19 protein-coding genes are annotated in these 23,548 nt (G+C 64.2%); 10 read left to right on the top strand and 9 right to left on the bottom strand.

What is annotated here, in order from left to right; all coding sequences use genetic code 11:
* Positions 1–15 precede the first annotated feature (15 nt).
* The 3 genes from mfd to CAPI_RS07155 form a co-directional block, all read right to left on the bottom strand.
* On the bottom strand, positions 16–3,627 hold the full coding sequence (gene mfd, locus CAPI_RS07145) for a transcription-repair coupling factor (RefSeq protein WP_018017964.1): 3,612 nt from the start codon (positions 3,625–3,627) through the stop codon (positions 16–18).
* On the bottom strand, positions 3,624–4,259 hold the full coding sequence (locus tag CAPI_RS07150) for a TetR/AcrR family transcriptional regulator (RefSeq protein ID WP_018017965.1): 636 nt from the start codon (positions 4,257–4,259) through the stop codon (positions 3,624–3,626). Before CAPI_RS07150 ends, mfd begins: the two co-directional genes overlap by 4 nt.
* 154 nt (positions 4,260–4,413) lie before the next feature.
* Positions 4,414–5,775: a multicopper oxidase family protein gene (locus tag CAPI_RS07155; protein WP_018017966.1), complete on the bottom strand. Its 1,362-nt coding sequence runs from the start codon at positions 5,773–5,775 to the stop codon at positions 4,414–4,416.
* A gap of 209 nt (positions 5,776–5,984) precedes the next feature.
* Between CAPI_RS07155 and CAPI_RS07160 the strand changes: the two genes are divergently transcribed.
* From CAPI_RS07160 to hisC, 5 genes are all read left to right on the top strand, one after another.
* Positions 5,985–7,229 carry an MFS transporter gene (locus CAPI_RS07160; protein ID WP_018017967.1) on the top strand — a complete coding sequence of 415 codons (1,245 nt, stop codon included), beginning with the start codon at positions 5,985–5,987 and terminating at the stop codon, positions 7,227–7,229.
* Between the two features lie 71 nt (positions 7,230–7,300).
* Positions 7,301–8,740 (top strand): bifunctional UDP-N-acetylglucosamine diphosphorylase/glucosamine-1-phosphate N-acetyltransferase GlmU, encoded by a 1,440-nt coding sequence (glmU, locus tag CAPI_RS07165; RefSeq protein WP_018017968.1) that lies wholly within the window; start codon positions 7,301–7,303, stop codon positions 8,738–8,740.
* A gap of 7 nt (positions 8,741–8,747) precedes the next feature.
* A complete protein-coding gene (locus tag CAPI_RS07170; RefSeq protein ID WP_018017969.1) occupies positions 8,748–9,725 on the top strand; it encodes a ribose-phosphate diphosphokinase in 978 nt (325 codons plus the stop codon).
* A gap of 399 nt (positions 9,726–10,124) precedes the next feature.
* Positions 10,125–11,798, top strand: coding sequence for an alpha-keto acid decarboxylase family protein (locus CAPI_RS07175; protein ID WP_018017970.1), 1,674 nt, complete (start codon positions 10,125–10,127; stop codon positions 11,796–11,798).
* A gap of 117 nt (positions 11,799–11,915) precedes the next feature.
* Positions 11,916–12,962, top strand: coding sequence for a histidinol-phosphate transaminase (gene hisC / locus CAPI_RS07180; RefSeq protein ID WP_018017971.1), 1,047 nt, complete (start codon positions 11,916–11,918; stop codon positions 12,960–12,962).
* 59 nt (positions 12,963–13,021) lie between these two features.
* On the opposite strand, the gene CAPI_RS07185 is transcribed toward hisC, so the two are convergent.
* The 3 genes from CAPI_RS07185 to CAPI_RS09640 form a co-directional block, all read right to left on the bottom strand.
* The gene (locus tag CAPI_RS07185; protein WP_018017972.1) at positions 13,022–14,443 is read right to left on the bottom strand and encodes an aldehyde dehydrogenase family protein; all 1,422 of its coding nucleotides are present in this window, start codon (positions 14,441–14,443) and stop codon (positions 13,022–13,024) included.
* 306 nt (positions 14,444–14,749) lie between these two features.
* Positions 14,750–16,225 (bottom strand): NAD-dependent succinate-semialdehyde dehydrogenase, encoded by a 1,476-nt coding sequence (locus tag CAPI_RS07190; protein WP_018017973.1) that lies wholly within the window; start codon positions 16,223–16,225, stop codon positions 14,750–14,752.
* A gap of 11 nt (positions 16,226–16,236) precedes the next feature.
* Positions 16,237–16,359, bottom strand: a complete 123-nt coding sequence (locus tag CAPI_RS09640; protein ID WP_363324494.1) for a hypothetical protein — start codon at positions 16,357–16,359, stop codon at positions 16,237–16,239.
* A gap of 434 nt (positions 16,360–16,793) precedes the next feature.
* Between CAPI_RS09640 and CAPI_RS07200 the strand changes: the two genes are divergently transcribed.
* From CAPI_RS07200 to CAPI_RS07210, 3 genes are all read left to right on the top strand, one after another.
* Complete coding sequence (locus CAPI_RS07200) at positions 16,794–17,426, top strand: 50S ribosomal protein L25/general stress protein Ctc (protein ID WP_018017976.1); 633 nt, start codon at positions 16,794–16,796, stop codon at positions 17,424–17,426.
* Positions 17,427–17,497: 71 nt separating this feature from the next.
* Positions 17,498–18,064 carry an aminoacyl-tRNA hydrolase gene (gene pth, locus CAPI_RS07205; RefSeq protein WP_026157187.1) on the top strand — a complete coding sequence of 189 codons (567 nt, stop codon included), beginning with the start codon at positions 17,498–17,500 and terminating at the stop codon, positions 18,062–18,064.
* A gap of 2 nt (positions 18,065–18,066) precedes the next feature.
* Entirely contained in the window at positions 18,067–18,885 is an 819-nt protein-coding gene (locus tag CAPI_RS07210) for a fumarylacetoacetate hydrolase family protein (RefSeq protein ID WP_018017978.1), read from the top strand.
* On the opposite strand, the gene CAPI_RS07215 is transcribed toward CAPI_RS07210, so the two are convergent.
* Positions 18,882–19,793: an NAD(P)H-dependent flavin oxidoreductase gene (locus CAPI_RS07215; protein ID WP_018017979.1), complete on the bottom strand. Its 912-nt coding sequence runs from the start codon at positions 19,791–19,793 to the stop codon at positions 18,882–18,884. The genes CAPI_RS07210 and CAPI_RS07215 overlap by 4 nt on opposite strands.
* 18 nt (positions 19,794–19,811) lie before the next feature.
* Here CAPI_RS07215 and pth (CAPI_RS07220) point away from each other — a divergent pair, with 18 nt between their 5' ends.
* Positions 19,812–20,411 carry an aminoacyl-tRNA hydrolase gene (gene pth / locus CAPI_RS07220; protein ID WP_018017980.1) on the top strand — a complete coding sequence of 200 codons (600 nt, stop codon included), beginning with the start codon at positions 19,812–19,814 and terminating at the stop codon, positions 20,409–20,411.
* 5 nt (positions 20,412–20,416) lie between these two features.
* Here pth (CAPI_RS07220) and CAPI_RS07225 read toward each other — a convergent pair whose 3' ends face one another.
* Positions 20,417–20,956 (bottom strand): NADPH-dependent FMN reductase, encoded by a 540-nt coding sequence (locus CAPI_RS07225; RefSeq protein WP_018017981.1) that lies wholly within the window; start codon positions 20,954–20,956, stop codon positions 20,417–20,419.
* A 107-nt stretch (positions 20,957–21,063) separates the two neighbouring features.
* Here CAPI_RS07225 and CAPI_RS07230 point away from each other — a divergent pair, with 107 nt between their 5' ends.
* A complete protein-coding gene (locus tag CAPI_RS07230) occupies positions 21,064–22,698 on the top strand; it encodes a peptide chain release factor 3 (RefSeq protein ID WP_018017982.1) in 1,635 nt (544 codons plus the stop codon).
* Between the two features lie 99 nt (positions 22,699–22,797).
* On the opposite strand, the gene CAPI_RS07235 is transcribed toward CAPI_RS07230, so the two are convergent.
* Positions 22,798–23,544 carry an SDR family oxidoreductase gene (locus CAPI_RS07235; protein ID WP_018017983.1) on the bottom strand — a complete coding sequence of 249 codons (747 nt, stop codon included), beginning with the start codon at positions 23,542–23,544 and terminating at the stop codon, positions 22,798–22,800.
* Positions 23,545–23,548 lie beyond the last annotated feature (4 nt).

Raw genomic sequence — 23,548 nt, forward strand, 5'->3', positions numbered from 1 at the left:
CCCCGCACACCACCCCTACTCGCTGACGGACACAGTGGCGCGGTCGGGAACTACATCCGAACCCGTAACGGACACCTTTTCGACGTCAAACATCGAGGAGAGGAAATCGGCCACCCACTGCAGCAGCTCGGTGTCGCGCAGCGTCGGCTGGTTCGCGCCTTTCGCCTCCCGCGGGAAGGGCACCTGCAAGACCTTCGCCGCCGCCCGGTAGGTCGCTCCGGAGTAAAGTCGCTTCAGTCTAACCAGCTTGGAATCGGACAACTCAACGGGGTGGAACTTGATCCGGGTGCCCTGGGCGAGGATGTCAGCAACTCCGGCTCGGCGAGCTTGGTGTCGCACGCGAGCGACCTCCATGAGGTGGCGCACCTCGGTGGGCAAGGGCCCGTAGCGGTCCACCATTTCTTCGGCGACGGTTGTCAAAGCGGCGTCGTCACGCGCCTCGGCGAGCTTTCGGTACACCTCGAGGCGGAGCCGCTCGGAGTTGATGTACGTGTCGGGAATGTGGGCGTCGACGGGCAGGTCAACCCGGATTTCCTTCGGCCCTTGGTCGGTGGCGTCGACCGTTTCCCCCTTCAGGAGAGACTTGTAGGTCTGCACCGCCTCCCCGACGAGGCGCACGTACATGTCAAAACCGACTCCTGCGATGTGGCCCGACTGCTCGGCGCCGAGGACGTTGCCTGCGCCGCGCATCTCAAGATCCTTTTGCGCCACGGCAATGCCGGAACCGAGGTCGTTGTTCTGAGCGATGGTGGCCAGCCGATCGTAGGAGGTTTCGGTGAGGGTCTTGTCCTTCGGGTAGAGGAAGTACGCGTAGGCGCGGTCGCGGGACCGGCCGACGCGCCCGCGCAGCTGGTGCAGCTGCGACAGGCCCATGTTCTGCGCGTTCTCCACAATCAGCGTGTTGGCGTTGGCGATGTCTAGGCCCGTCTCCACGATCGTGGTGCAGACAAGCACGTCGTATTCGCGGTCCCAGAAGCCTTGCACGGTGCGCTCCAACAACTGTTCCGACATCTGGCCGTGAGCAACGACGACGCGAGCCTCAGGAACCAGCTCACGGAGGTGGGAGGCAGCCTTTTCAATGTCGGAGACCTTGTTGTGGATGTAGAACACCTGGCCGTCGCGAAGAAGCTCGCGGCGAATGGCTGCGGCGATCTGTTTGTCCTCTTGCGGGCCGACGTAGGTGAGAACGGGGTGGCGGTCCTCGGGCGGTGTGGTAATCGAAGTCATCTCGCGGATGCCCGTCAGGCTCATCTCGAGGGTGCGCGGGATTGGGGTCGCGGTCATGGTCAGCACGTCGACGTGCGACTTGAGCGCTTTGATGTGCTCCTTGTGCTCCACGCCGAAGCGCTGTTCCTCGTCGACGACAACGAGCCCGAGGTTTTTCCACTGCACCCCGGTCTGCAGCAGCCGGTGGGTGCCAATCACGATGTCGACAGACCCATCTGCCAGCCCGGAGATGATCTCCTTCGCATCGCTTGTCGACGTAAACCGCGACAGCTCCCTTACGTTCACGCCGAAGCCGTCCATGCGGGAGGTAAACGTCGCAAAGTGCTGCTGGGCGAGCAGCGTCGTGGGCACGAGGACGGCGACCTGGCGGCCGTCTTGGACCGCCTTGAAGGCGGCTCGAACTGCGACTTCCGTCTTGCCAAAACCCACATCACCGACGATCACCCGGTCCATGGGGGTGGACTTTTCCATGTCCTCTTTCACCGCCTCGATGGCGATGAGCTGGTCTTCCGTTTCCACGAAGGGGAAGTTGTCTTCCATCTCGCTCTGCCACGGCGTGTCCGCCGCGAACGCGTGGCCGGGCGCTGCCTGGCGCTTGGCGTAGAGCTCGACGAGCTCGCCGGCGATTTCGCGCACGGCGGCGCGAGCTTTGCGCTTGGTGTTCTTCCAGTCGGAGCCACCCATCTTCGACAGCGACGGCTGCTCACCACCGGAGTACTTGCTCAGCAGATCGAGCGACTCCATCGGCACCCACAGCTGGTCGTTGGGCTGTCCGCGCTTTGCAGGCTGGTACTCCAGCACGATGTACTCGCGGCGGGAGTCCTCGTCACCGGCTTTGACGGTGCGTTCGGCCATTTTGACGAACTTGCCGATGCCGTGGGTCTCGTGCACCACGAAGTCACCCGGCTTCAAAGCCAGGGGATCCACCCGGTTGCGGCGCTTCGGTGTGCGGCGTTTCGCTCCCGCGATATCGCCGACACGGTTGCCTGTCACGTCCGTTTCTGTGACCACCACGAGGTTGGGTCCGGTGAAAACGAGGCCGGCGTGAGAGAGGGCTTGGTACAGGGTGACCTGCCCATCCACCGGCTCCAGCCCCGGGCTGGCGATGCGCGCGGAGACCCCGTGCTCACGCAGGCGTTCCGCCGTCCGCTCCACGGTTCCCTTCGCCGGGGCAACGAAGGCGGCTCTACCCCGATTTTGCTGCAGGTGGAGCTTAAGCGTGGTGTAGAGCTGCTCGATCGCCTTCGGTTCACCCTTCGGGGCAGGTGCCGCCTCGAACTCCAGCGGCAGGGTCTGGGAATCATCGGCCGCGAACATGCCGGGAGGGGCGAACGTCCACCATGCGTTGCCGGCGGCGCGCGCCGCGGCTTCGAGCGACTCGAACGAACGGTACGAGGACGCCGAGACGTCGAGGCCCTCCACCGCGATGGGCCCGTCGGCCCCGATTGCGGCGGCTTCCCACCCCGCGGTGAGGAACTCCTGGTCTGTCGCTTCCAAGTCCGCCACCCGGGCGCGGACCTTCTCCGGCGAGGTGACCAGCACGATTGACCCGCTGGGCAAGAGCTCGGGCACGGCGCGGAAAGGCTGGTCGCTAAGAACCGGGATGAGCGCCTCCATGCCATCGGCGTGCTGCTTTTCAGACACACGGGTGAGCAGGTGCACGAGCGTCGGGTTGGAGGGGAAATTCCGGGCGAGTTGTTCGGCCCGGGCGGCCACGGCGTCGTCGATAAGAAGCTGGCGCGCGGGGAAAAGTGAAACGCTTTCGATATCCTCGATTGTGCGCTGGTCGGCGACCGAAAACGTGCGGATGTCGGTCACCTCATCGCCCCAGAACTCGACGCGGACGGGGTACTCCGCGGTGGTCGGGAACACGTCGATGATCCCGCCGCGGGTGGCAAATTCGCCGCGCTTGGCCACGATATCGACGTGATCATAGGCGTAGATCGTGATGCGCTGTGTGAGATCAGCGAAGTCGTATTCCTTATCCTTTTGCACCACGATCGGCTCGATGGCGGGTAAAACCGGCTGGCAGGCGGCGCGCGCTGCGGCGACGATGACGCGTGGCATTTCCCACAGCACCTTTGCTCGGGTGCCGACGACATCCGCGGCCGGGGACAGCCGCTCGTGAGGCAGGGTCTCTAGGGCCGGTAGCTGGGCGACATTCCTCTCGCCGATCAAAGCCTTGAGCTCCGCGGTGAGGTCCTCTGCCTCGTGGCCGGTCGCCGTGACGAGGAGCACTGGCACCTGACGTGACAGAGCCGCCACGGCCCAGCTGCGCACCTGGTCAATCCCGGTGATGTGGAGGCGCTCGGAACCTATGTTGCTGACCAACCCTTGGAGCTTTGGGTCCGTCAAAGCTGTGGTCAAAAGCCCAGCTAGTACGGGCGGAGTCTCCGTCATGCACCTTCTCCTGCGATGTTGTGTGCGGTAGTAGCTTCGATCTTCGGCTGAGCCTCCATCCCCTTCAACCCGTTCCAGGCTAAGTTGGAGATGTGTGCGGCGACCGCGAACTTGTCCGGGGAGCGCTGATCCAGCCACCACAATGCTGTGTGCGACGCTGTGCCCACCAACGCTTGGGCGTAGAGGGGAGCGACGGACTTATCCAGGCCACGGTGCTCGAAAGCGGCGCCCAGAAATCCTGACACCTGCTCGACCGAGCGTTGCAACATAGTGGTGAACATCCGCTCCTCCCCCGGCACCTGGCTGTGGACGAGAATGACAAAGCCGTCCGTGTTCTCTTCCACGAACGTCAGCAGAGAGACAATCCCGCCCTCGATGCGCTCGCGCCACCGACCATGGGAGATTGAATCCAGGATCATGGACTCTAGCGTTTTCGCGTCGGCATCCACAATCGCCTTGAACAAGCCTTCCTTTCCCCCGAAGTGCTCGTAGATGACGGGTTTGGACACCCCAGCACGCGTGGCAATCTCTTCGACCGAGGTGCCGTCAAAGCCGCGTTCCGCGAAAGCGGCGCGGCCAATATCCATGAGTTGAGCACGGCGCTGAGAGCCGGTCATCCGCTGGCGAGCCATGGAGTACACCTTACGTTCCCCGTGCCCCCACCGCGGATTAGGGTTTGGGGGAAGATGCGCTACACTTAGCACTCGCATTTCCCCATGGTGTAATTGGCAACACTACGGTTTTTGGTACCGTCATTCTAGGTTCGAGTCCTGGTGGGGAAGCTTTTTAGTGGTGATGCGCCCCCGCCAGTTGGACCTCCTGATCCGGCTCAGCCACCACGAACTGCCCCATCATCCCCTCGTCTTCGTGGAAGAGCATGTGGCAGTGAAACATGTACGCCAGCATGGGGTCCGGGTAATACCCGATGTCGACCAGCAGTATCAGCGTCGACAGCGGCGGGACGTAGACGGTGTCGTGCCAGCCGGCCGTGAACTCCATCTCGCTGCCATCGGCGTTGTCCACCATGAAGCGCGCGTTGTGCACGTGGAAGTTGTGTGGCCAGTCCGAGTTTTCGTTGGTCACTCGCCACACCTCGATGCCTGGGCGATCGATGACGAAGTCGACACGGTTCATGTCCATCGATTGCTCGTTGATCTGGAAACCGTTGAGCCGGAACTCACGCTCGGTCGCGCCCGTTGCATCAGGCTTCTCGACGCTCACCAGCTGCCCCGGAACGGCACCCAACTCCGGCGCCGACTCGTCTGGGGCAACGATTGTCAGCAGGTCGAAGGTGTCTTTGAGCCCGAAGCCGTTTGCGGTCTCCCCTTTCTCGAGACCCCCGTTGTCGGGGACACCGTCCGAGCGCAGCGTCAGGTCCTTGCCGGGTTCCAACTCGACGAGAATCTCCGCGCGCTCGCCCGGGCTGAGCAAGATGGCGTCGACTTCCGCGGGGGCGTCGAGGAGACCCTGGTCCGTGGCGATGACACGGAAAGGCACTCCTAGCGTCAGGTGGTGGAAGCGCATCGTCGCGCCGTTGACAAGCCGCAGTCGGATGCGGCGAGTCGTCGCAGTAAAGCGGGGCTTGGTAATGCCGTTGATCACCGGGGTCGTTCCGAGCAGCCCATAGGTGGTGTCGATCGTCTCGTCGAGCTGGTTGTCCTCAGTGAACTTCGCGTCCGTGATGATGACGGGAATATCGTCTTCCCCGTAGGCGTGGGGTAGGTCCAACGCGTCTGATTCATCGTCCGCGATGACAATCCCACCGGCGAGTCCCCTATACGCGTGAAGGGCGGACACCTCGTGCGGGTGAGGGTGGTACCAGCACGTCGCGGCCGCTTGGTCGACGGTCCAGGTGGGTGACCAGCTCTCCCCCGGCGCGAATGCGAGCGCCGGCCCGCCATCGGCGGCAGCCGGCAGGTGCAGACCATGCCAGTGGACGACGGTCGGCTCGGTGACGTTGTTGCGCACCGTCATTTCAATCGTCTCACCCCGGCGCATGTACAACGTCGGGCCGAGGAATGAGCCATTGAACCCCCATGTGTTTGTGATGACCCCGGGGAGGATTTCGGCCTGACCCGTCTGGGCGGTGAGCTCGAACCGTCGTGTGGTGCCGGTCAACTCTCCCTCGTAGAGGGGTGGAATGGGCAAGTCTCGCGCCTCCTCGCGCGCTCCTCTCGGAGCCTCCTGACCGCGTCGCGCGCCCCCTTCTCCAGCACAGGCGGCTACGACGCCCGCGGTAGCAATGAGCATTCCCCGGAAAAAGGTTCTGCGTGTAAGGGCCATGGGGCATCACTCCTGAATCGGTTAGCTCATACTTACCGGGTAGCGCTTCCATCTCGACCCTACTATCAGGTCTTATGGACACAACCGGCAGCGATGCCCTGGAGAGCCGCAACGCCCGGCGCTTCATTTGGGCGAACGGGTTACAGGGCGTGGGCGATCAAGTTGTCGCAGGCAAGACCGTTCTCCCGTGGGTGTTTACCGCTGCGGGTGTGCCGGCGGTTTTTACCGCTTTCCTCGTCCCCATCCGCGAAGCGGGTTCGATGCTCCCCCAGGCTGCCTTGACCCCGTGGGTCGCGTCGGCCAAGTCCCGCACTCGGTTGTGGATCATCGGCTCGCTCGGCCAAGCACTCGCCGCCGCCGCGATCGCCGTCGCCGCACTTCTTCTCGACGGCATCGCCCTGGGTTCCGCTGTTGTCCTCTTCCTGGCCATCCAGGCCGTGTTCCGCGCGCTGTGCTCCATCGCCGGCAAAGACGTGCAAGGCAGGACGATCAGTAAAGGCCGACGCGGTGAGGTTACCGGCCGTGCCACCGCGCTGACCGGCGCGGCGACGCTAGTGATCGGTTTCGGCCTGTCCGCGGTACCCGATAGCGCCCCGCGCTGGGTCGTCGCCGCCCTGCTCGGCGGGGGTGCCGCCACGTGGGCATTCGCCGCTATTGTCTTCGCAGGGGTGCGCGAACCCGTGGCGAAAGGCCGGCCGAGCTCGACCGACGGGCACAACTGGCTGGCGGAAACTCTGGCGTTGTTGCGGGAGGACCGGAAGGTGCGGTCCTTTCTCCTCGTCCGTTCGCTCATGCTGGTGACCGCCCTATCCACTCCGTTCATCGTCGTCCTCGCCCACGAGTCGGGACAGGACTTGACGGGGCTTGGCGCATTCGTCGTCGCCTCGGGCGGTGCCTCGCTCCTCGGGGGCCGCGTGTCCGGGTGGTGGTCGGATGTCTCATCCAAGCAGGCGATGGCCTGGAGTGCAGGGGCGGCCTCGGTGGTGCTCGTGATTCTCGTGGCGAGCGCCCGGTGGGCGTCGTCAAGCGTGAATGCGTGGGTGATGCCACTGGGGTTTTTCCTGGTGAACCTCGCGCACACGACCGTGCGGGTGAGCCGCAAAACATACCTCGTGGACATGGCGGAAGGCGACCGCCGAACACTCATCACGGGAGCGTCGAACACCGTCATGGGTGTCGTGCTGCTCGTCGTGGGCGGGTTGTCCTCACTGGTCTCGACGATTGGTACACAGGAAACACTCGTTTTCCTCGCGGCCCTCGGCGCTGCAGGAGTGGTCGGTGCGGGCAGGCTGGAAGACGTGTCCGGGGGTCGGGGCTAGACGTTATGCTTGTTTTTGCTCAGCCGCGAGATGCGCGGCTCTCTTATTGAAATTCGAAGGAGATCTCCCGAGTGCCTTCCACTTCCGAATGTGCCATCGTGGTCCTCGCGGCGGGCGCAGGAACCCGCATGAAATCGGACCGGCAGAAGACTCTGCACGAAATCGGCGGGCGAAGCCTGTTGTCGCATTCCCTGCACGCGGCAGCATCCATCTCGCCGACGCACTTGGTCACCGTGGTGGGGCACCAGCGCGACCAGGTTTCCCCCGCCGTTGAGGAGATCGCGCGCCAGCTTGACACTGACATTTTGCAGGCAGTGCAAGAGGAACAGAAAGGCACCGGCCACGCTGTCCAGGTGGGTCTTGCCGCTCTGCCCCAGTTCGAGGGCACTGTTGTGGTTACCAACGGCGACGTGCCGCTGCTGACCGGGGAGACAATCCAATCTCTTATCGACGCGCACCGTGCTGCCTCAGCAGCGGTGACCGTCCTTACCCTCGATTTAGATGACCCGACAGGCTACGGGCGGATCATCCGCAACGCGGAAGGGGGCGTGGAGAAGATTGTCGAGGAAAAGGATGCCGACGATATCCAAAAGAGCGTCTCCGAGGTCAACTCGGGCGTGTTCGCCTTCGATGCCGCGGTGCTTCGCGACGCGCTGACCCGTCTGACGACCGATAACGCCCAGGGCGAGCTCTACATCACCGACGTGCTAGCCATCGCCCGCGGCGACGGGAACACGGTCAGTGCGTTTACCGCCCCTGACGCCCGCGAGTTGGCCGGTGTCAACGACCGCGCCCAACTCGCCACGGCAGGCAAGGAGCTCAACCGCCGCCTCGTGCTGCGCTTCATGCACGGTGGTGCGACCATCGTCGACCCCGCGACCACGTGGATCGGTGCAGACGTCGAAATCGGACGCGACGTGACCATTCACCCGAACACGCAGCTGTGGGGCTCCACCGTCATCGGCGACGGTGCCGTTATCGGGCCGGACACCACGTTGACCGACATGGAGGTGGGGCCCCGCGCCTCGGTGGTAAGGACCCAGGGAGAGCTCAGCGTGATTGGTGCCGACGCCACCGTCGGCCCGTTCACCTACCTCCGCCCGGGCACAGAGCTGGGCGAAGGAGGCAAACTCGGTGGTTTCGTCGAGTCGAAGAACGCCAAGATCGGCCCGGGGTCGAAGGTGCCACACCTGACCTACATCGGTGACGCGACCGTGGGGCGCGAGTCCAACATCGGCGCATCGAGCGTTTTCGCCAACTTTGACGGCGTGAATAAGCACCACACCACGATCGGTGATTACGTCCGCACCGGCTCCGACACGATGTTTGTTGCCCCAGTCAACGTCGGTGATGGGGCGTACACAGGCGCGGGTACAGTAGTGACGAAGGATGTTCCCGCGGGCGCGCTTGCTATCAAGGAGGGGCGCCAGCGCAACATCGAGGGCTGGGTGGAGAAGAACCGCCCCGGAACCGACGCGGCCCAGGCTGCCCAGAAAGCACGGGAGAACTAAGAAAACTATGACCGGATACTCCACCGAGAGCCACAAAAACCTCAAGCTGTTTTCGGGCCGCGCCCACCCAGCGCTCGCCGAAGCAGTCTCCAGCGAGCTGGGCATCGAGCTGGTCCCCACCACCGCGCGCGACTTCGCCAACGGCGAGATCTTCATCCGCTTCGAAGAGTCCGTCCGAGGCTCCGACTGCTTCGTCATGCAGTCTCACACGCAGCCCCTGAACAAGTGGCTGATGGAGCAGCTCATCATGATCGACGCGCTCAAACGTGGCTCCGCCAAACGCATCACGGCGATTCTGCCGTTCTACCCCTACGCCCGTCAGGATAAGAAGCACCGCGGCCGCGAGCCGATCTCCGCCCGCCTCGTCGCAGACCTGCTCAGCGCCGCGGGCGCGGACCGCATCGTGTCCGTCGACCTGCACACGGATCAGATCCAGGGCTTCTTCGATGGGCCGGTGGATCACATGCACGCGATGCCGATCCTCACCGACTACATTGCCTCGAAGTACTCGCTGAGCAACCTCTGCGTTGTTTCCCCCGACGCGGGCCGCGTGAAGTCCGCCGAGAAGTGGGCAAACACTCTTGGCGACGCCCCGATGGCGTTCGTCCACAAGACCCGCGACATCGATGCTGCGAACCAGGTGGTGTCCAACCGCGTCGTCGGTGACGTCGAGGGCAAGGACTGCATCCTCATGGACGACATGATCGACACCGGCGGAACCATCTCGGGTGCCGTCGGCGTGCTCAAGGATGCGGGAGCGAAATCGGTGCTGATCGCCTGCACCCACGGAGTCTTCTCCGACCCCGCCCGCGAGCGCCTGAGCCAGTGCGGCGCGGAAGAGGTCATCACCACCGACACGCTGCCCCAGGACACGGAGGGCTGGGACAACCTCACCGTGCTGTCGATCGCTCCTCTGCTGGCGAAGACGATCCGCGAGATCTTCGAAAATGGCTCGGTGACCACGCTTTTCGAAGGCCAAGCCTAGGCAAGGTGAGGGCCCTTGCCCCTTAGCAGAGTTCGTCTATCATCCCGCGAGCTGTGCTGAGGCCCTTCTCGACGCCCGTGAGAAGGCGGTGCCCCCCCCCCGAGCCCGCTGAAGGCCCATCGGCGTCAGCGGCATCGTCTTCTCCCTTGTTGCGGTGATCTTTACCTTCGGCGGGTTCATGTCGCTGGACATGGCTGCGGGCGAGACGTCGGACCCCGATTGCTCTCGTGGGCTGAATTCTCACCCTCCGGTTGATCTGACAGGGCAAGATAATGAACGACAAGCGCCTCGGTGTCGTGAACGATAACGAGTGTGCGTCGCGTGCACCGTCTGAGCCAGCCATATTTAGTGTTGCCCGCTAGCCCACCCCGTCCGGCAACCCCCACGAAGGAGAACATGATGGCAACGATGACCATCGGCGATTTCATCATCGACAGGCTCAAGGCCTTGGGCATCCGAGAGATCCTCGGCGTTCCTGGTGACTTCAACCTGAGCTTCCTCGAGCAAATCGATGCCGCGGAGGACTTCCGCTTCGTGGGCACCTGCAACGAGTTGAACGCCGCTTATGCCGCCGACGGTTATGCCCGTCTCCACGGGGTGGGCGCCCTGCTGACCACCTACGGAGTCGGGGAGCTCTCCGCCCTTAACGGCATCGCAGGTGCGCGTGCGGAACACGTTCCCGTCGTCTCCATCGCTGGCGCTCCCCCGCAGTACGCCACCGAATACCGCTGGAACCTCCATCATTCTCTCGCCGACGGCGACTTTGACAACATGCTGGATGCGGTCCGCCCTTTCACCGAGGTGGCGATTCGGGTTTCACCCATGAATGTGGTGGGAGAGTTTGACCGCGCGCTGCGCACCTGCGTACGGGAGAAACGCCCCGTGCATATCCAGGTCCCCTCCGACATCACCCATCTCGAGGTCACCGTACCGGACACCCCTTTCACGGTTGATCCTCCGACGAGCGACGCGGAACGTCGTCACGCTGCCGTCGAGAAGTTCCTTGGCGCATTTGCGGAAGCCGAGCGGCCCCTGTTCTTGTTGGACCAAGACACGGACCGCCACGGCTTCACGGATGTTTTCCGTCGCATCATCGACCGGGCCCAGATCCCGTACGCGCACATGGCCTCCGCGAAGGCACAGCTCAATGAGCGCCACCCGCTGTGCGTTGGCACCTACAACGGCGCCGCCTCTGCTCCCGGCGTGAGGGAGAAGGTGGAGGGATCGGACTTCCTCGTGACCACCAACCCCCGCTTCATCGAAGTCAATTCCGGCAACTTCACCCACGCCCTCCCCGAGACCGGCGTGGTGAACTTCGGCGACCAGCACATGGTGATCGACAACGAGTTCATCGTGGGCATCAATACCCTTGAGGTTCTACAAGACATCGCGGCCGCGGTCCCGGAGGCTCAGAAGGCCCCGGCCGAACCCGTGAGCGCGCCGACCTACGACGTGCAACCCGACAAGCCGCTTACTCAGGCCAGGCTGTGGCCACGCATCGCGAACTTCATTGACGAGGGAGACGTGGTCATCGCCGAAGCAGGGACCTCCAACATCGGTCTCGGCCCGCAGCGCATGCCGGATTCGGTGAAGTACATCAACTCGCCCATCTGGGGTTCGATCGGCTTCACGTTGCCCGCCCTGATGGGCGCGATGCTCGCAGACCCGGACCGCCGCCACCTTCTCTTCATCGGGGACGGGTCTTTCCAGCTCACCGCCCAGGAGCTCTCCACGATTCTGCGCGAGGATCTCAAACCCATCATCTTCCTGGTGAACAATCGCGGGTACACCATTGAACGCTTCATCCTCGGCATGGAGCGGGAGTACAACGACATCCAGGACTGGCAGTTCTCTCAACTGCCTAAGGTGTTCAAAGCAGACACGTCCATGCAGACCTACAGCGTCTCCACCGAAGGCGAACTGGAAAAGGTGCTGGAGGAGGTCTCATCCTGCGGAAACGGCGCGTTCATCGAGATGCACCTCGACCCGTTCGACGCCCCGAAAGCGCTGCAGGGCTTCGGGCCGGCAACGGCCGACTTCGACTTCGGCCCCCGCGGCCCACGCAACCCCTAACACGCACCGTTCAGGCGCAGTGAGCTGGCGCTGCGAGGTACCGTACGCACAGCATTTGAATGCATCCGACCCAGCGGGCCCGTCCGCCCGCCCGATGATTTCTAGGAGCCACTCCACGTGATCCGCCCCGACCTCTCCCACCTCCCTGCCTACGTGCCCGGCGCGCGCAACGACGCCGCCGTGAAGTTGTCATCCAACGAAATTGCCGAGGGTCCGCTTCCCTCGGTTAAGGCCGCGATGGCGGGTTCGCTCGATACCGTCAACCGCTACCCGGACATGGGTGCCATTGAGCTGCGCACCACCCTAGCCCGCCACCTCGGTCTCTCGGTTGAGCAGGTTGCTGTGGGTACTGGCTCCTCCGCCCTTTGCCAGCAGCTGGTGAACATCACTGCGCAACCGGGCGATGACGTCATCTTTCCGTGGCGTTCCTTCGAGGCGTACCCGATCTTCGTCCACATCGCCGGTGCCAATCCAGTACCCGTAGCGCTGACGTCCGACTATCGCGTCGATCTCGCCGGTCTCGCCGCCGCCATCACAGACGACACCAAGCTCATCTTCGTGTGCAACCCGAATAATCCGACCGCGACGACGATCACCACGCGGGAGTGGCGCGAATTCATGTCCGCGGTTCCCGCAGACGTCCTCGTCGCCCTCGACGAGGCGTATTTCGAGTACAACTTTTCCGGTACCTCGCCTATCGGCACCGAGGAGATCACCGCCTACCGGAACGTCGTGGGCCTGCGCACCTTCTCCAAAGCGTATGGACTGGCCGGCGCCCGGGTCGGCTACGCTTTCGGCCCGGTAGAGATCATCGAGGCCCTCAACAAGGTCGCTGTCCCCTTCAGCGTCAGCTCCGTGGCCCAGGTCGGCGCGTTGGCCTCCCTGGACATGCACGACGAGCTGCAGCAGCGAGTCGAGACCACCGCCGAGCAGCGTGAGCGCCTGGCCGAGGCTCTCACCGGCCTTGGCTCGCCTAAGTCACAGACCAACTTCGTCTGGATTCCGGCCGAGTCCATCAGCATCGCTCCCGAGGAGCTCGCCGCGACGCTTGCAAGGAACAATGTGCTCGTCCGAGCCTTCCCCGAGGGCATCCGCGTCACGGTAACCACCGCCGAAGAGACCGACGCGTTCCTCACCGCCTGGAAGAAGTCCTACACGGGGTAGAGCCCGCAGGGCAAAGGGGGCGTCGAAAAGCTTGTTCTTCTCGACGCCCCCCTTGCTTGCTACCCCGTGATCACGTGGGGCTGGCCGAGGCCCTTGAGGCCCTCGATGCCAAACTCCACGCCGTAGCCGGAGTGCCCCGAGCCACCAAAGGGGATGCGCGGGTCGACGGCGCCGTGGTTGTTGATCCACGTGGTGCCGGCACGAAGGCGCTCGGCAACGGAGAGGGCACGCTCGCGGTCGGCGGACCACACGGAGGAGCCGAGCCCGACGTCGAGGGAGTTGGCCAGGTCGATCGCCTCGTCGACGGTGGAGTAACGCACGATCGGCAGGGCGGGGCCGAACTGCTCTTCGACAACCAGCGCGTTGTCTGGGTCAATGTCCGCGACAAGTGTCGTTGGGTAGAAGTATCCCTTCTGCCCCTCCTCAGGGTCGCCACCGATGACTACGCGCGCGCCGGAGTCCTTCGCCTTCTGCACAAGGTCGGCGACGATGTCGTACTGCGCCTTATTCTGCAGGGGTCCGAGCACGTTGTTCTCGTCGAGACCCTCGCCCATCGGCACGTTCTTCGCGAATTCCGCGAGGGCGTTGACGACCTCGTCGTAGATGGACTCCGGCACGTAGAGGCGCTTCAGCGCGGCGCACGTCTGACCGGTATTGATGAAGGCGCCCCAGAAGAGGCCCTCCGCGATGGCTGCCGGGTCGACGTCGTCAAGCACAATGCCCGCGTCGTTGCCGCCGAGCTCGAGGGTAAGGCGCTTGTAGGTGGGAGCGGAAGCCTCGATAATTTTCTGGCCCGTCGACGTGGAGCCGGTGAACATGAGCTTATCCACGTCCGGGTGCTTCGACAGGGCGGCCCCAAGTTCGCGGTCGCCGGAGACGTAGTTCAGCACTCCCTCAGGAACGGCGGTGGCGATCAGGTGGACGAGGGCCTTAACGGATAGGGGGGTGTATTCGGAGGGCTTGACCACAACGGTGTTGCCCATCCGTAGCGCGGGGGCGACCTGCCAGACGGTGATCATCATTGGCCAGTTCCACGGGCCGATTGCACCGACGACGCCCAAGGGGCGGTACGTCATGGTGGAGTAGGTCTCACCATCGTCCACGATGACCTCCGGTTCCAGCTCGAAGGACGCGGTCGCGCGCAACCAGCTGGAGCATGCCCCGACCTCGAAGCGGGCGTTCGGGCCGTTTAGCGGCTTGCCCTGTTCCCGCGAGAGAAGCTGCGCCAGTGGCTCCGCGTTCGCCTCGATTGCGTCCGCGGCGGCGTTGAGCATGGCGCTGCGCTGCTCGTGGGTGGTCGTGGCGAAGCTCGCGAAGGCCTCTCGGGCACGCGTGACGGCCGCATTAAGGTCCTCGACGCTGTCTGTATCGGCGAAACCGATCCTCTCACCGGTCGCGGGGTTGAGGATTTCGCGTCCAGAGTCACCCGCGTCGATGGCGGAGAGAAGCTCCTCGTAAGAACTGTAGGTGGGAAAACTCATTGCGTGCTCCTGTGAAGAAGGGGTGGGACCCCTTCATCTTCGCATGAGTCCTTTCCGACACACATGCCCACGGGGTATCGTATTTCACAATCCGTGCACGAGCTTCTGCTGCACACCGAGCCACCGCGACTACGGGCGAATGACGATCCAGGTTACCAACAGCCTTAATCTGCCCCAGTGGCGCGAGGCCACGGCCGCGTTCGCCACCCTCCGCATCGCCGCCGAGGCCCCTTCAAAAACGCTTACGGTGTCAGCACCAGTGTCTTCCGCAAGCAGGCACTGGCCGCTTCCTGACGACGCACCCGGTTATTTGACCCGCTGGTAGGGGTCGCGGGTGCCGATGTGCTGCACCTCCGTGTACTCCAGCATTCCCTCGCGGGAGCCCTCGCGACCGAGGCCGGAGGCCTTGACACCGCCGAACGGGATCGATGCGTCCGAAACGACGCCGGAGTTGAAACCGAGGATGCCGAACTCCAGGTTGTCAGAGGCGCGATACATCATGTCTGGGTCCTCGGAAAAAACATAGGAGGCGAGGCCGTACTCGGTGTCGTTGGCCATCTCCCACGCCTCCTCTTCGCTAGAGAACGTAAAGATGGGCGCGATCGGGCCGAAGATCTCCTCTCGGAACACCTTGGCGTCGCGGGAGGCGCCCGTGATCACGGTGGGCTCGAAGAAGTAGCCCTTGCCATCCACCGCCTTCCCGCCGGTGAGAATTGTCCCACCGTGTGCGACGGCGTCGTCGACAAGCTCCTGCATGCGCTCAACCGCCTTGGCCTCGATGAGCGGCCCGACTTCGACCCCGTCGTCCATGCCGTTGCCGACCTTCATCGCCGAGATCGCCGCGACAAACTTCTCGGTGAACTCAGCGGCGATGGATTCATGCACAAGGATGCGGTTCGCGGCGGTACAAGCCTCCCCGATGTTGCGCATCTTGGCTGCCTTCACCCCCGCCACGGCGCCCTCCATGTCGGCGTCGGCGAAGACAATGGCCGGGGCGTTACCGCCGAGCTCCAGGGAGACCTTGATGATGTTCTTCGCGGCCAGCTCCATGAGCGAGGACCCGACGGGGGTCGACCCCGTAAAGGACATCTTGCGCAGGCGCGGGTCTTCCATGATTGGTTCGGAGACGTTCGCCGCGGAGGTCGAGGAGACGATATTGATTACGCCGTCGGGCACACCCGCGTCCACCATCGTCTGCACGAAATACTGCATGGTCAGGGGTGTGAGCTTCGCAGGTTTGACGATGACGGTGTTGCCCGCAGCGAGCGCAGGGGCGATCTTGCGGGTCGCCATCGACAGGGGGAAGTTCCACGGGGTGATCAACAGGCACGGGCCGACGGGCTTGTGTACCGTGACCATGCGGTTGCCCTTCGCCGGGTACAGGTTAGTGTGCCCAAAGAAGTGATTGGCTTCTTCCGAGAACCACAACAGGTAGTCGGAGCCGTAGTCAACCTCGCCTTTAGCCTCGGTGAAAGACTTGCCCATTTCCAGGGTCATCAGGGTGGCGAACTCCTCCTTGCGCTCCTGCATCAGGCCGTACCCCCTGCGCAGGATCTCTGCCCGAGTACGAGGCGCAGTGCGCTCCCATTCCCGGCGCGCCGCGTGCGCGGCGTCGAGGGCGGCGAGGGAATCCTCGCGGGTGCCGGAAGACATCGTCGCCAGCACCTCCTCGGTGGCCGGGTTGAGAACGTCGTAGGTTTCACCCGCGGACCCGTCCCGCCACTCGCCGCCAATGAACAGGCGCTTTTCCACCTTGTTCAGCAGTTCCTCTACGTTCAGCATGTGCGTGCTCCTTACTTGTTGTTCGGGATGAAGTCCGCCGCCAAGGCACGTGCCGAGGTTGCCAGCAGCTGCACATCGGCGCCCACCAGCGCGAACGCGGCACCCTGCTCGAGATACGCCCGGGCCTGATCCACATTGAAAGCGTTGACCCCTACTGGCTTACCAGCTTCGCAGGCCACCCGGAAGGTGTGCTCCACCGCCGCGAGAACGTCCGGGTGCGTTTGTTGGCCGCGGGATGTGCCGCGACGGTGCCGTAGTCATTGTTCGCCCCGACCAGTACGTCCCAGTACGTCGCCGCCGTCCTCCTGCTCGGGGACAACGAGGCGCTCGATGCGTACTTTGCACAGGCCCTGCTCCCGCAGCGCTAGCGGGTGGGCGTCGAGAAGCGTTTTGCCCTCTCTGGCAGCGGTGTTAAGATGGGGCAATCTCGGCGAGGGCTGTAAGGCCGTTATCGGCGCGATATGAATCTCAGACTTTCTCAAGCCTGCGATCACTCGACGAGACCAGATCCGTTCAGTGGTCGCAGGCTTTTCCTGTGGCCCGTGCACTTCACAGGAGATTGCAAAAAATGTCTACCCCCCACGTCATCAAGGCTGAAAAGCGCGAGGAGTTCGGCAAGGGCGCGTCCCGCCGCCTGCGCCGCGAGGGCAAGGTCCCCGGCGTGCTGTACGAAGCCGGCATCGACAACGTGCACTTCTCCATCGACCGCTTGGAGATCACCGCACTCGTGCGCAACGAGGGCGTCAACGCTGTCCTCGAGCTCGAGATCGACGGTGAAAAGCTGCTCTGCATGGTCAAGCACGTTGACCAGAACGTCCTCACCCTCGAGATCGACCACATCGACTTGCTCGGTGTGAAGCGCGGCGAGAAGGTCGTCGTCGAGGTTCCGGTCGTCACCGAGGGTAAGGCCAAGCCGGACGCTGTCGTACTGCAGGAGGCGGACGTCCTCGAGATCGAGGTTGACGCCCTGAGCATTCCGGAAGAGATCGTCGTGTCTATCGAGGGCAAGGAAATCGGCGATCAGATCACCGCTGCCGACATCGCCCTGCCGGCCGGTGCTACGCTCACCACCGACCCGGAAACCCTCATCGTGAACATCACCTTCTTCCAGGAGGATGCTGAACTCGAGGCTGCCGCCGCGGAGGCGGAGGAAGGCGGCGCCGAGGCCGGTGCCGAGCCCAGCGAGGAAGCTTCCGAGTAGCTTGCCCGCGCTTCACGACGCCCCCGCCCTCCCCGCTTCGGGGATGCGGGGGCGTCGCTTATGATGTGGCCGTGTCCGATTCCCCCGTTTTGGTTGTTGGCCTGGGTAACCCAGGGCCCCAGTACGCCGGCACTCGCCACAACGCAGGTGGGTTGGTTGTCGAGGAGTTGCTTGGCCGGGCGACTCCGATGCCGGCCCAGCTCAGCGTTCACAAAAAGACGAACACGGAGGTTGCCGAGCTCGCGGCGGGGAGGTTGCTGCCCAAACGGCGGGTCGTTCTGGCGCGCACCCGCGGCTACATGAACGTCTCCGGCGGCCCAGTCAAGGCGCTGGCGGATTACTTCGGAGTACCGGTCGACGACACCTACGTTATCTACGACGAGCTAGATCTCGATCTGGGCGTAATTCAGCTGCGCGCCGGAGGCGGGGACCACGGCCACAACGGTTTGCGCTCGGTGACGAAGTCGCTGGGCACCCGCGAATACAACAAGCTGGCCGTGGGAATCAGCCGGCCGCCGGGGCGCATGGCCCCCGCGGATTACGTGCTCGCACCGTTCTCTCGGATGGAAGCCGAAGAGCTGCCCATCGTTGTCGCGGACGCCGCCGATGAGCTGTTGTGCGTGGCGGGTAGCGTTTAACCATGCGCCTTGTCACACTCCGCACGGACGATCTGACCGTCGCCGCCCGCCTCATTTCTGATCTCGAGGCCGCCGTTCTCCCCGGCTACGCCGACGTCGGCGAGCTGCTTGCCAACCCACAGTGGCGCGCGATTGCAGCTGCTGGGGGCTCCGTAGTTCGCGTCACCCCCGCCGACATCGCTCCGGTCGTGCCGCGGCCGGGCAAGATCGTCTGCGTCGGGCTGAACTACGCCACGCACATCGACGAAATGGGGCACGCGTGCCCAGACGTCCCCACGCTCTTTGTCAAGTTCCCTGACGCGCTCATCGGCCCCTACGACGACGCCGTGGTGCCCACCTTCAACGCCGAAACCCTCGACTTCGAGGGCGAACTCGCCGTGGTCATCGGTTCGCGCGCGCGCCACGTGAAAGAACAGGAGGCGGCCGCTCACATCGCGGGTTACACCATTATCAACGACTACACCCAGCGTGCCTACCAGTACCGCACCCAGCAGTGGCACCAAGGCAAGTCCCTCGAGAAGACGGCAGGGTTCGGCCCGTGGCTCGACACCGAATGGACTCCGGGTCCAGCGCTGGAAACCACCCTGAACGGCGAACGCATGCAACACTCCCCCACCGACGACATGGTGTTCAGCCCCGCAGCCCTCGTGGCGTTCATTTCCCACCTCTACCCGCTCAATCCGGGCGATGTGATCGCCACCGGCACGCCCGATGGGGTCGGCCACGCCCGAACGCCGAAGCGCTACCTGGGTGACGGCGACACGGTGCGCGTTGCCATCGAGGGCCTGGGCCACATCGAAAACACCACGCGCGTCGTTTAGGGCGTCAGCGCCGCCTCGATCTCGGCAGCGGGAGCCTGCACCAGGTCATCAAAACCGTGGCCGACCAGGCAATACGGGTTATCCGGGACCATCGGTTTGAGGTAGGGGTAGATCGCGGGCATATCAGAGTGGGCGCGGGTGAAATCCGTTTCCACCCCGCGCGCCCAGCGGCCGGAAAACGCCCGGCTGTTCACCGACGTACCCCCAGCGCGCAGGATCTCGCGGTTGCGCACGCTCGTTCCCGCCTCCTCGGCCAGCAAGAAGGCAGTGCCACACGCGACCGACGCCGCCCCTAGGCCAAGCAACTTCTCGACGTCCCGTCGAGCGCGCACCCCGCCCGCCGCAATGACAGGAGTGGGCACCGCCCCGAGAACTGCCTGGAGCAGATCCTCAAGGGGCCTTTCGTCTGGGGTGTCATTCTGGTCCCACGTCCCGCGGTGCCCGCCGGCGAGCGGGCCCTGAACGACCAGGCCGTCGGCCCCACGCGAGGCAGCCTCCTGCGCCTCGGACTCGCAGGTCACCGTCACCCACGCCGCAGACCCAACCCGGTGCAACTGGTCGATTTCCGCGGCGGTGAAACAGCCGAAGGTGCTGGAGACGATCGCGGGAGCTGCGTGGAGGACAAGCTCGAACTTCTCCGCGAACCCGCCGGTTAGGTCCACCCCCGGAACGTCGGTACCGAGCTCCTGGGCGACCCGCGTGACGTCGTCAAGCGAAGGCTCTTCCTGCGGGTAGAACAGATTGACGCCGAAGGGCCCGCGCACCGCAGCGAGCTGCTCGCGCGCGTCGGTCACTAAGCACGTGCCGAGGGCGAGAAATCCGAAGCTCACGGCATTAACGAGTTCTGGGGTACTCGGCCCGCCCGCCATTGGGGCCGCAACGATGCGAGGGAGGTCCATGCCGGCCATTGTCTATCATTCATACCCATGTTGGAATTCCTCGCGCGCCTTCTCCGCCCCGTTCCCGCTGACGAGCTAACCGTGGAATGGCTCGTCGTGGGCTTGGGAAACCCGGGTGAGGAGTACGCGTCGACCCGCCACAACATCGGCTACATGGCGCTCGACCGCGCGGCCCGAGAGCGCGGTGTCGCGTTGCGTCCCGTCCCGGGGGCCCCGGCGCTAGCTGGGGTGCGCGACGGGATTGCCTACGCTCGCTCAACGACGTACATGAACGAGTCTGGTGCGGCGGTCGCGCCGCTCGCCGAGCGCTACCACGTCCCGCCGGAGCGCATCGTCGTCATCCACGACGAGCTTGACCTGCCGCCCGGCACGGTGCGACTGCGCCTTGGGGGCAGCGAAAACGGGCACAACGGGCTGAAGTCGTTGACCGAGAACCTCGGAACCCGCGGTTATGTTCGGGTGCGCATTGGGATCGGGCGCCCGCCCAAGGGCACTCCCGTGCCTGACTGGGTGCTCTCCCCCCTAGAGGGCGACGTCAGCGCGGAGGTCGAAAAAGCCGCACGCGCGGCGCGACTCGTGCCCGCTCAAGGACTCGTGCGGGCGCAGAATGAGATCCACGCCCCCTAGATAATTTAGGCGAGGGCGACCTCGATGTCGGCCAGCACGCGGGCGCGATCGCCGATCTTGACGTCCCGCGGGGCGAACGAGCCGTTCGTGAAGTCGTCGAAGAGCCCCAGGGAGACCTGGTTGCGGATGTCGTTCATGGAGAAGTTGGCCACGATCTGGCGCCAATGCTCGACTGCCCGGATGGCGCCGTCAGCGCCGTAGGCCACGAAAGCGACCGGCTTGCCGGCCCACTCGGAGCCGAGGGAATCGAAGGCGTTCTTGAAACCGCCCGGAATCGAGTGGTTGTACTCGGGGGTGACGAAGATAAAGGCGTCGCAGGCATCGACGGCCTTCGACCACGCGGTGGTGTTTTCATTGTCGTACTGCTTGTTGGCCGCACCCGGGATGGTGGCCGAAGTGAGCAGCGGCACGTTGAAGGCAGTGAGGTCGAGCAGTTCGTATTCGGCACCCTCGTGGGTGGAGGCTTCCTCCATGACCCAGTTGGCAACCTGTTCGCCGAGGCGGCCCTCGCGCACCGAACCGAGAATGACACCAATCTTCTTCATGCGAAACTCTTTCTTGTTGACGTGTCTACATCTTGCCTTGGTGACTATACTCCGCAACAGCTGCACGATTCATAACGAGCCGCTCAGGCGACTAGGCTATACGCCCTATGAGCACCCTTTCCGAGGCCCGACGCCGCCGCACCTTCGCCGTCATCGCCCACCCCGACGCCGGCAAGTCGACCCTAACGGAGGCTCTCGCCCTGCACGCCCGCGTCATCTCCGAAGCCGGGGCGGTGCACGGAAAGGGAAACCGCAAGGCCACGGTCTCGGACTGGATGGATATGGAAAAGGATCGCGGTATCTCGATCGCTTCTTCGGCCCTTCAATTCGAGTACCTGCCTGCCGCGTCGGAGGGCGCCGAACCTTTCGTCATCAACCTCGTGGACACTCCCGGCCACGCGGACTTCTCGGAGGACACCTACCGCGTGCTCTCCGCCGTCGACGCCGCCGTCATGCTCATCGACGCCGCGAAGGGGCTGGAGCCTCAAACACTCAAGCTCTTCCGGGTGTGTAAGGCGCGCGGCCTGCCGATCGTCACAGTGATTAACAAGTGGGACCGAGTGGGGCGTGAACCGCTCGAGCTTATCGACGAGATCGTCACCGAGATCGACCTGCAACCCACCCCCTTGTACTGGCCCGTCGGCGAGGCCGGCGACTTCCGTGGGCTTGCCCACATCAACGCCGACGGCGAAGCGGACACGTACATCCACTTCATCCGCACCGCCGGCGGCTCCACCATCGCGCCCGAGGAACACTACACTCCAGCGGACGCGCTGACCCGCGAAGCGGATGCGTGGGAAACCGCCGTCGAAGAAGCGGAGCTGCTCGCGGCCGACGGCGCGGTGCACAACCAAGAGCTGTTCGAACAGTGCATCACCTCGCCGGTCATCTTCGCCTCGGCGATGCTCAACTTCGGCGTGCACCAGATCCTCGATACCCTGTGTGCCATCGCCCCCTCCCCCGTCGGGCGTGCGTCTGACCCGGCGGCTGTGGAGGCGTCGACAAGTGCGATGGATGCCGAAAGGGAACTCGACGACGACTTCTCCGGTGTCGTCTTCAAAGTGCAGGCAGGCATGGACAAAAACCACCGGGACACCTTGGCCTTCATGCGCGTGGTCTCAGGGGAGTTCGACCGAGGCATGCAGGTCACCCACGCGCAGTCGGGGCGCAGTTTCTCCACGAAGTACGCGCTGACCGTGTTCGGCCGCAACCGCGACACCGTGGAAACCGCGTTCCCCGGGGACATCATCGGCCTGGTCAATGCGGGATCCCTCGCGCCAGGTGACACGATTTACAGCGGCCGCAAGGTGCAGTTCCCGCCCATGCCACAGTTCGCCCCTGAACACTTCCGTACCCTACGGGCACAGTCTCTGGGCAAGTACAAGCAGTTCCGCAAGGGGCTGGAGCAGCTCGACGCCGAGGGTGTCGTGCAAATCCTGCGCAATGACCTGCGCGGTGACGCCGCGCCTGTCATGGCGGCCGTTGGCCCGATGCAGTTTGAAGTCATGCAGGCACGTATGGAAAACGAGTACAACGTCGAGACCATCACCGAGCCAGTTCCCTACTCGGTGGCGCGGCGCACCGACCCCGAATCCGCTGACCTGCTGGGGCGGCAGCGCGGGGTGGAGATTTTCACCCGCACCGACGGCAAGCTCATCGCCCTGTTCGGTGACAAATGGAAGCTTGCTTTCGTCGAAAAGGAGCATCCCGATCTGACTATGGAGCCGCTTGTCGCGGACTAGCCTAGCCTGTATGGACCAACCCCGCCCCGCCGATCAACACGTTTCCGCCCGTGCTGGCGGCCTTGGCCGGCGTGGCGCTTGAGCCCGGTGCCCGCTTAGTTAGCGGGGCTGCATGCGCAAGGCCCCGTCCAGACGGACCGTCTGCCCGTTGATATACGTGTTGTCCACGATGGACAGCACCAGCGCCGCGAACTCCTCCGGTGTGGCGAGCCGCGAGGGGAACGGGACGCTCCTTTCCAGCTCCGCGCGAAACTCCGGGGTGATCTGCTCCATCATCGGGGTTGCCACGACTCCCGGCGCGATGGCGTTGACGCGAACGCCGAGCGATGCCAAGTCACGCGCGCAGGTGAGAGAAAGCGAATGCACCGCACCCTTCGACGCGGCGTACGCGGCTTGCCCCACCTGCCCCTCGAAGGCGGCGATGGACGCGGTGTTGATGATCACGCCGCGCTGTCCGTCGGCGTCGACAGGCTCGTTGGCGGCCATGGCCTCGGCGGCAGCGGTCAGAACGTGAAACGTGCCGCGCAGGTTCACGTCGATAGTCTTGGCAAACAGGCCAGGATCGTGCGGGCCATTGCGGCCCACGATGCGGGCCGATGGGCAAATGCCGGCGCAGTTTACCGCCACACGCAGCGGCGCCTGCGAGGCGGCGACTTTGACCGCCTCTGCTACCGCTGCGGGATCCGTGACGTCGACGCTGAGGTAAGAGATTCCCTCCATCTCCGGCCCCTCTTGCAGGTCAAACCCGGTCACGAGGGCACCTCGCGCGGCAAGTGCTTTGGCGGTCGCGTGGCCCAGGCCCGAGGCGGCGCCCGTGACCACGGTCGAGATTCCATTCAGTTCCACGGTT

This window comes from Corynebacterium capitovis DSM 44611, assembly GCF_030440535.1.
GTDB classification, from domain to species: domain Bacteria; phylum Actinomycetota; class Actinomycetes; order Mycobacteriales; family Mycobacteriaceae; genus Corynebacterium; species Corynebacterium capitovis.

Coding starts and splice junctions, on each gene's coding strand:
- mfd (WP_018017964.1), bottom strand. CDS start 3,627: ATGACGGAGACTCCGCCCGTACTAGCTGGGCTTTTGACCACAGCTTTG.
- CAPI_RS07150 (WP_018017965.1), bottom strand. CDS start 4,259: ATGGCTCGCCAGCGGATGACCGGCTCTCAGCGCCGTGCTCAACTCATG.
- CAPI_RS07160 (WP_018017967.1), top strand. CDS start 5,985: ATGGACACAACCGGCAGCGATGCCCTGGAGAGCCGCAACGCCCGGCGC.
- CAPI_RS07170 (WP_018017969.1), top strand. CDS start 8,748: ATGACCGGATACTCCACCGAGAGCCACAAAAACCTCAAGCTGTTTTCG.
- CAPI_RS07175 (WP_018017970.1), top strand. CDS start 10,125: ATGGCAACGATGACCATCGGCGATTTCATCATCGACAGGCTCAAGGCC.
- CAPI_RS07185 (WP_018017972.1), bottom strand. CDS start 14,443: ATGAGTTTTCCCACCTACAGTTCTTACGAGGAGCTTCTCTCCGCCATC.
- CAPI_RS07190 (WP_018017973.1), bottom strand. CDS start 16,225: ATGCTGAACGTAGAGGAACTGCTGAACAAGGTGGAAAAGCGCCTGTTC.
- CAPI_RS07200 (WP_018017976.1), top strand. CDS start 16,794: ATGTCTACCCCCCACGTCATCAAGGCTGAAAAGCGCGAGGAGTTCGGC.
- CAPI_RS07210 (WP_018017978.1), top strand. CDS start 18,067: ATGCGCCTTGTCACACTCCGCACGGACGATCTGACCGTCGCCGCCCGC.
- CAPI_RS07215 (WP_018017979.1), bottom strand. CDS start 19,793: ATGGCCGGCATGGACCTCCCTCGCATCGTTGCGGCCCCAATGGCGGGC.
- pth (WP_018017980.1), top strand. CDS start 19,812: ATGTTGGAATTCCTCGCGCGCCTTCTCCGCCCCGTTCCCGCTGACGAG.
- CAPI_RS07225 (WP_018017981.1), bottom strand. CDS start 20,956: ATGAAGAAGATTGGTGTCATTCTCGGTTCGGTGCGCGAGGGCCGCCTC.
- CAPI_RS07230 (WP_018017982.1), top strand. CDS start 21,064: ATGAGCACCCTTTCCGAGGCCCGACGCCGCCGCACCTTCGCCGTCATC.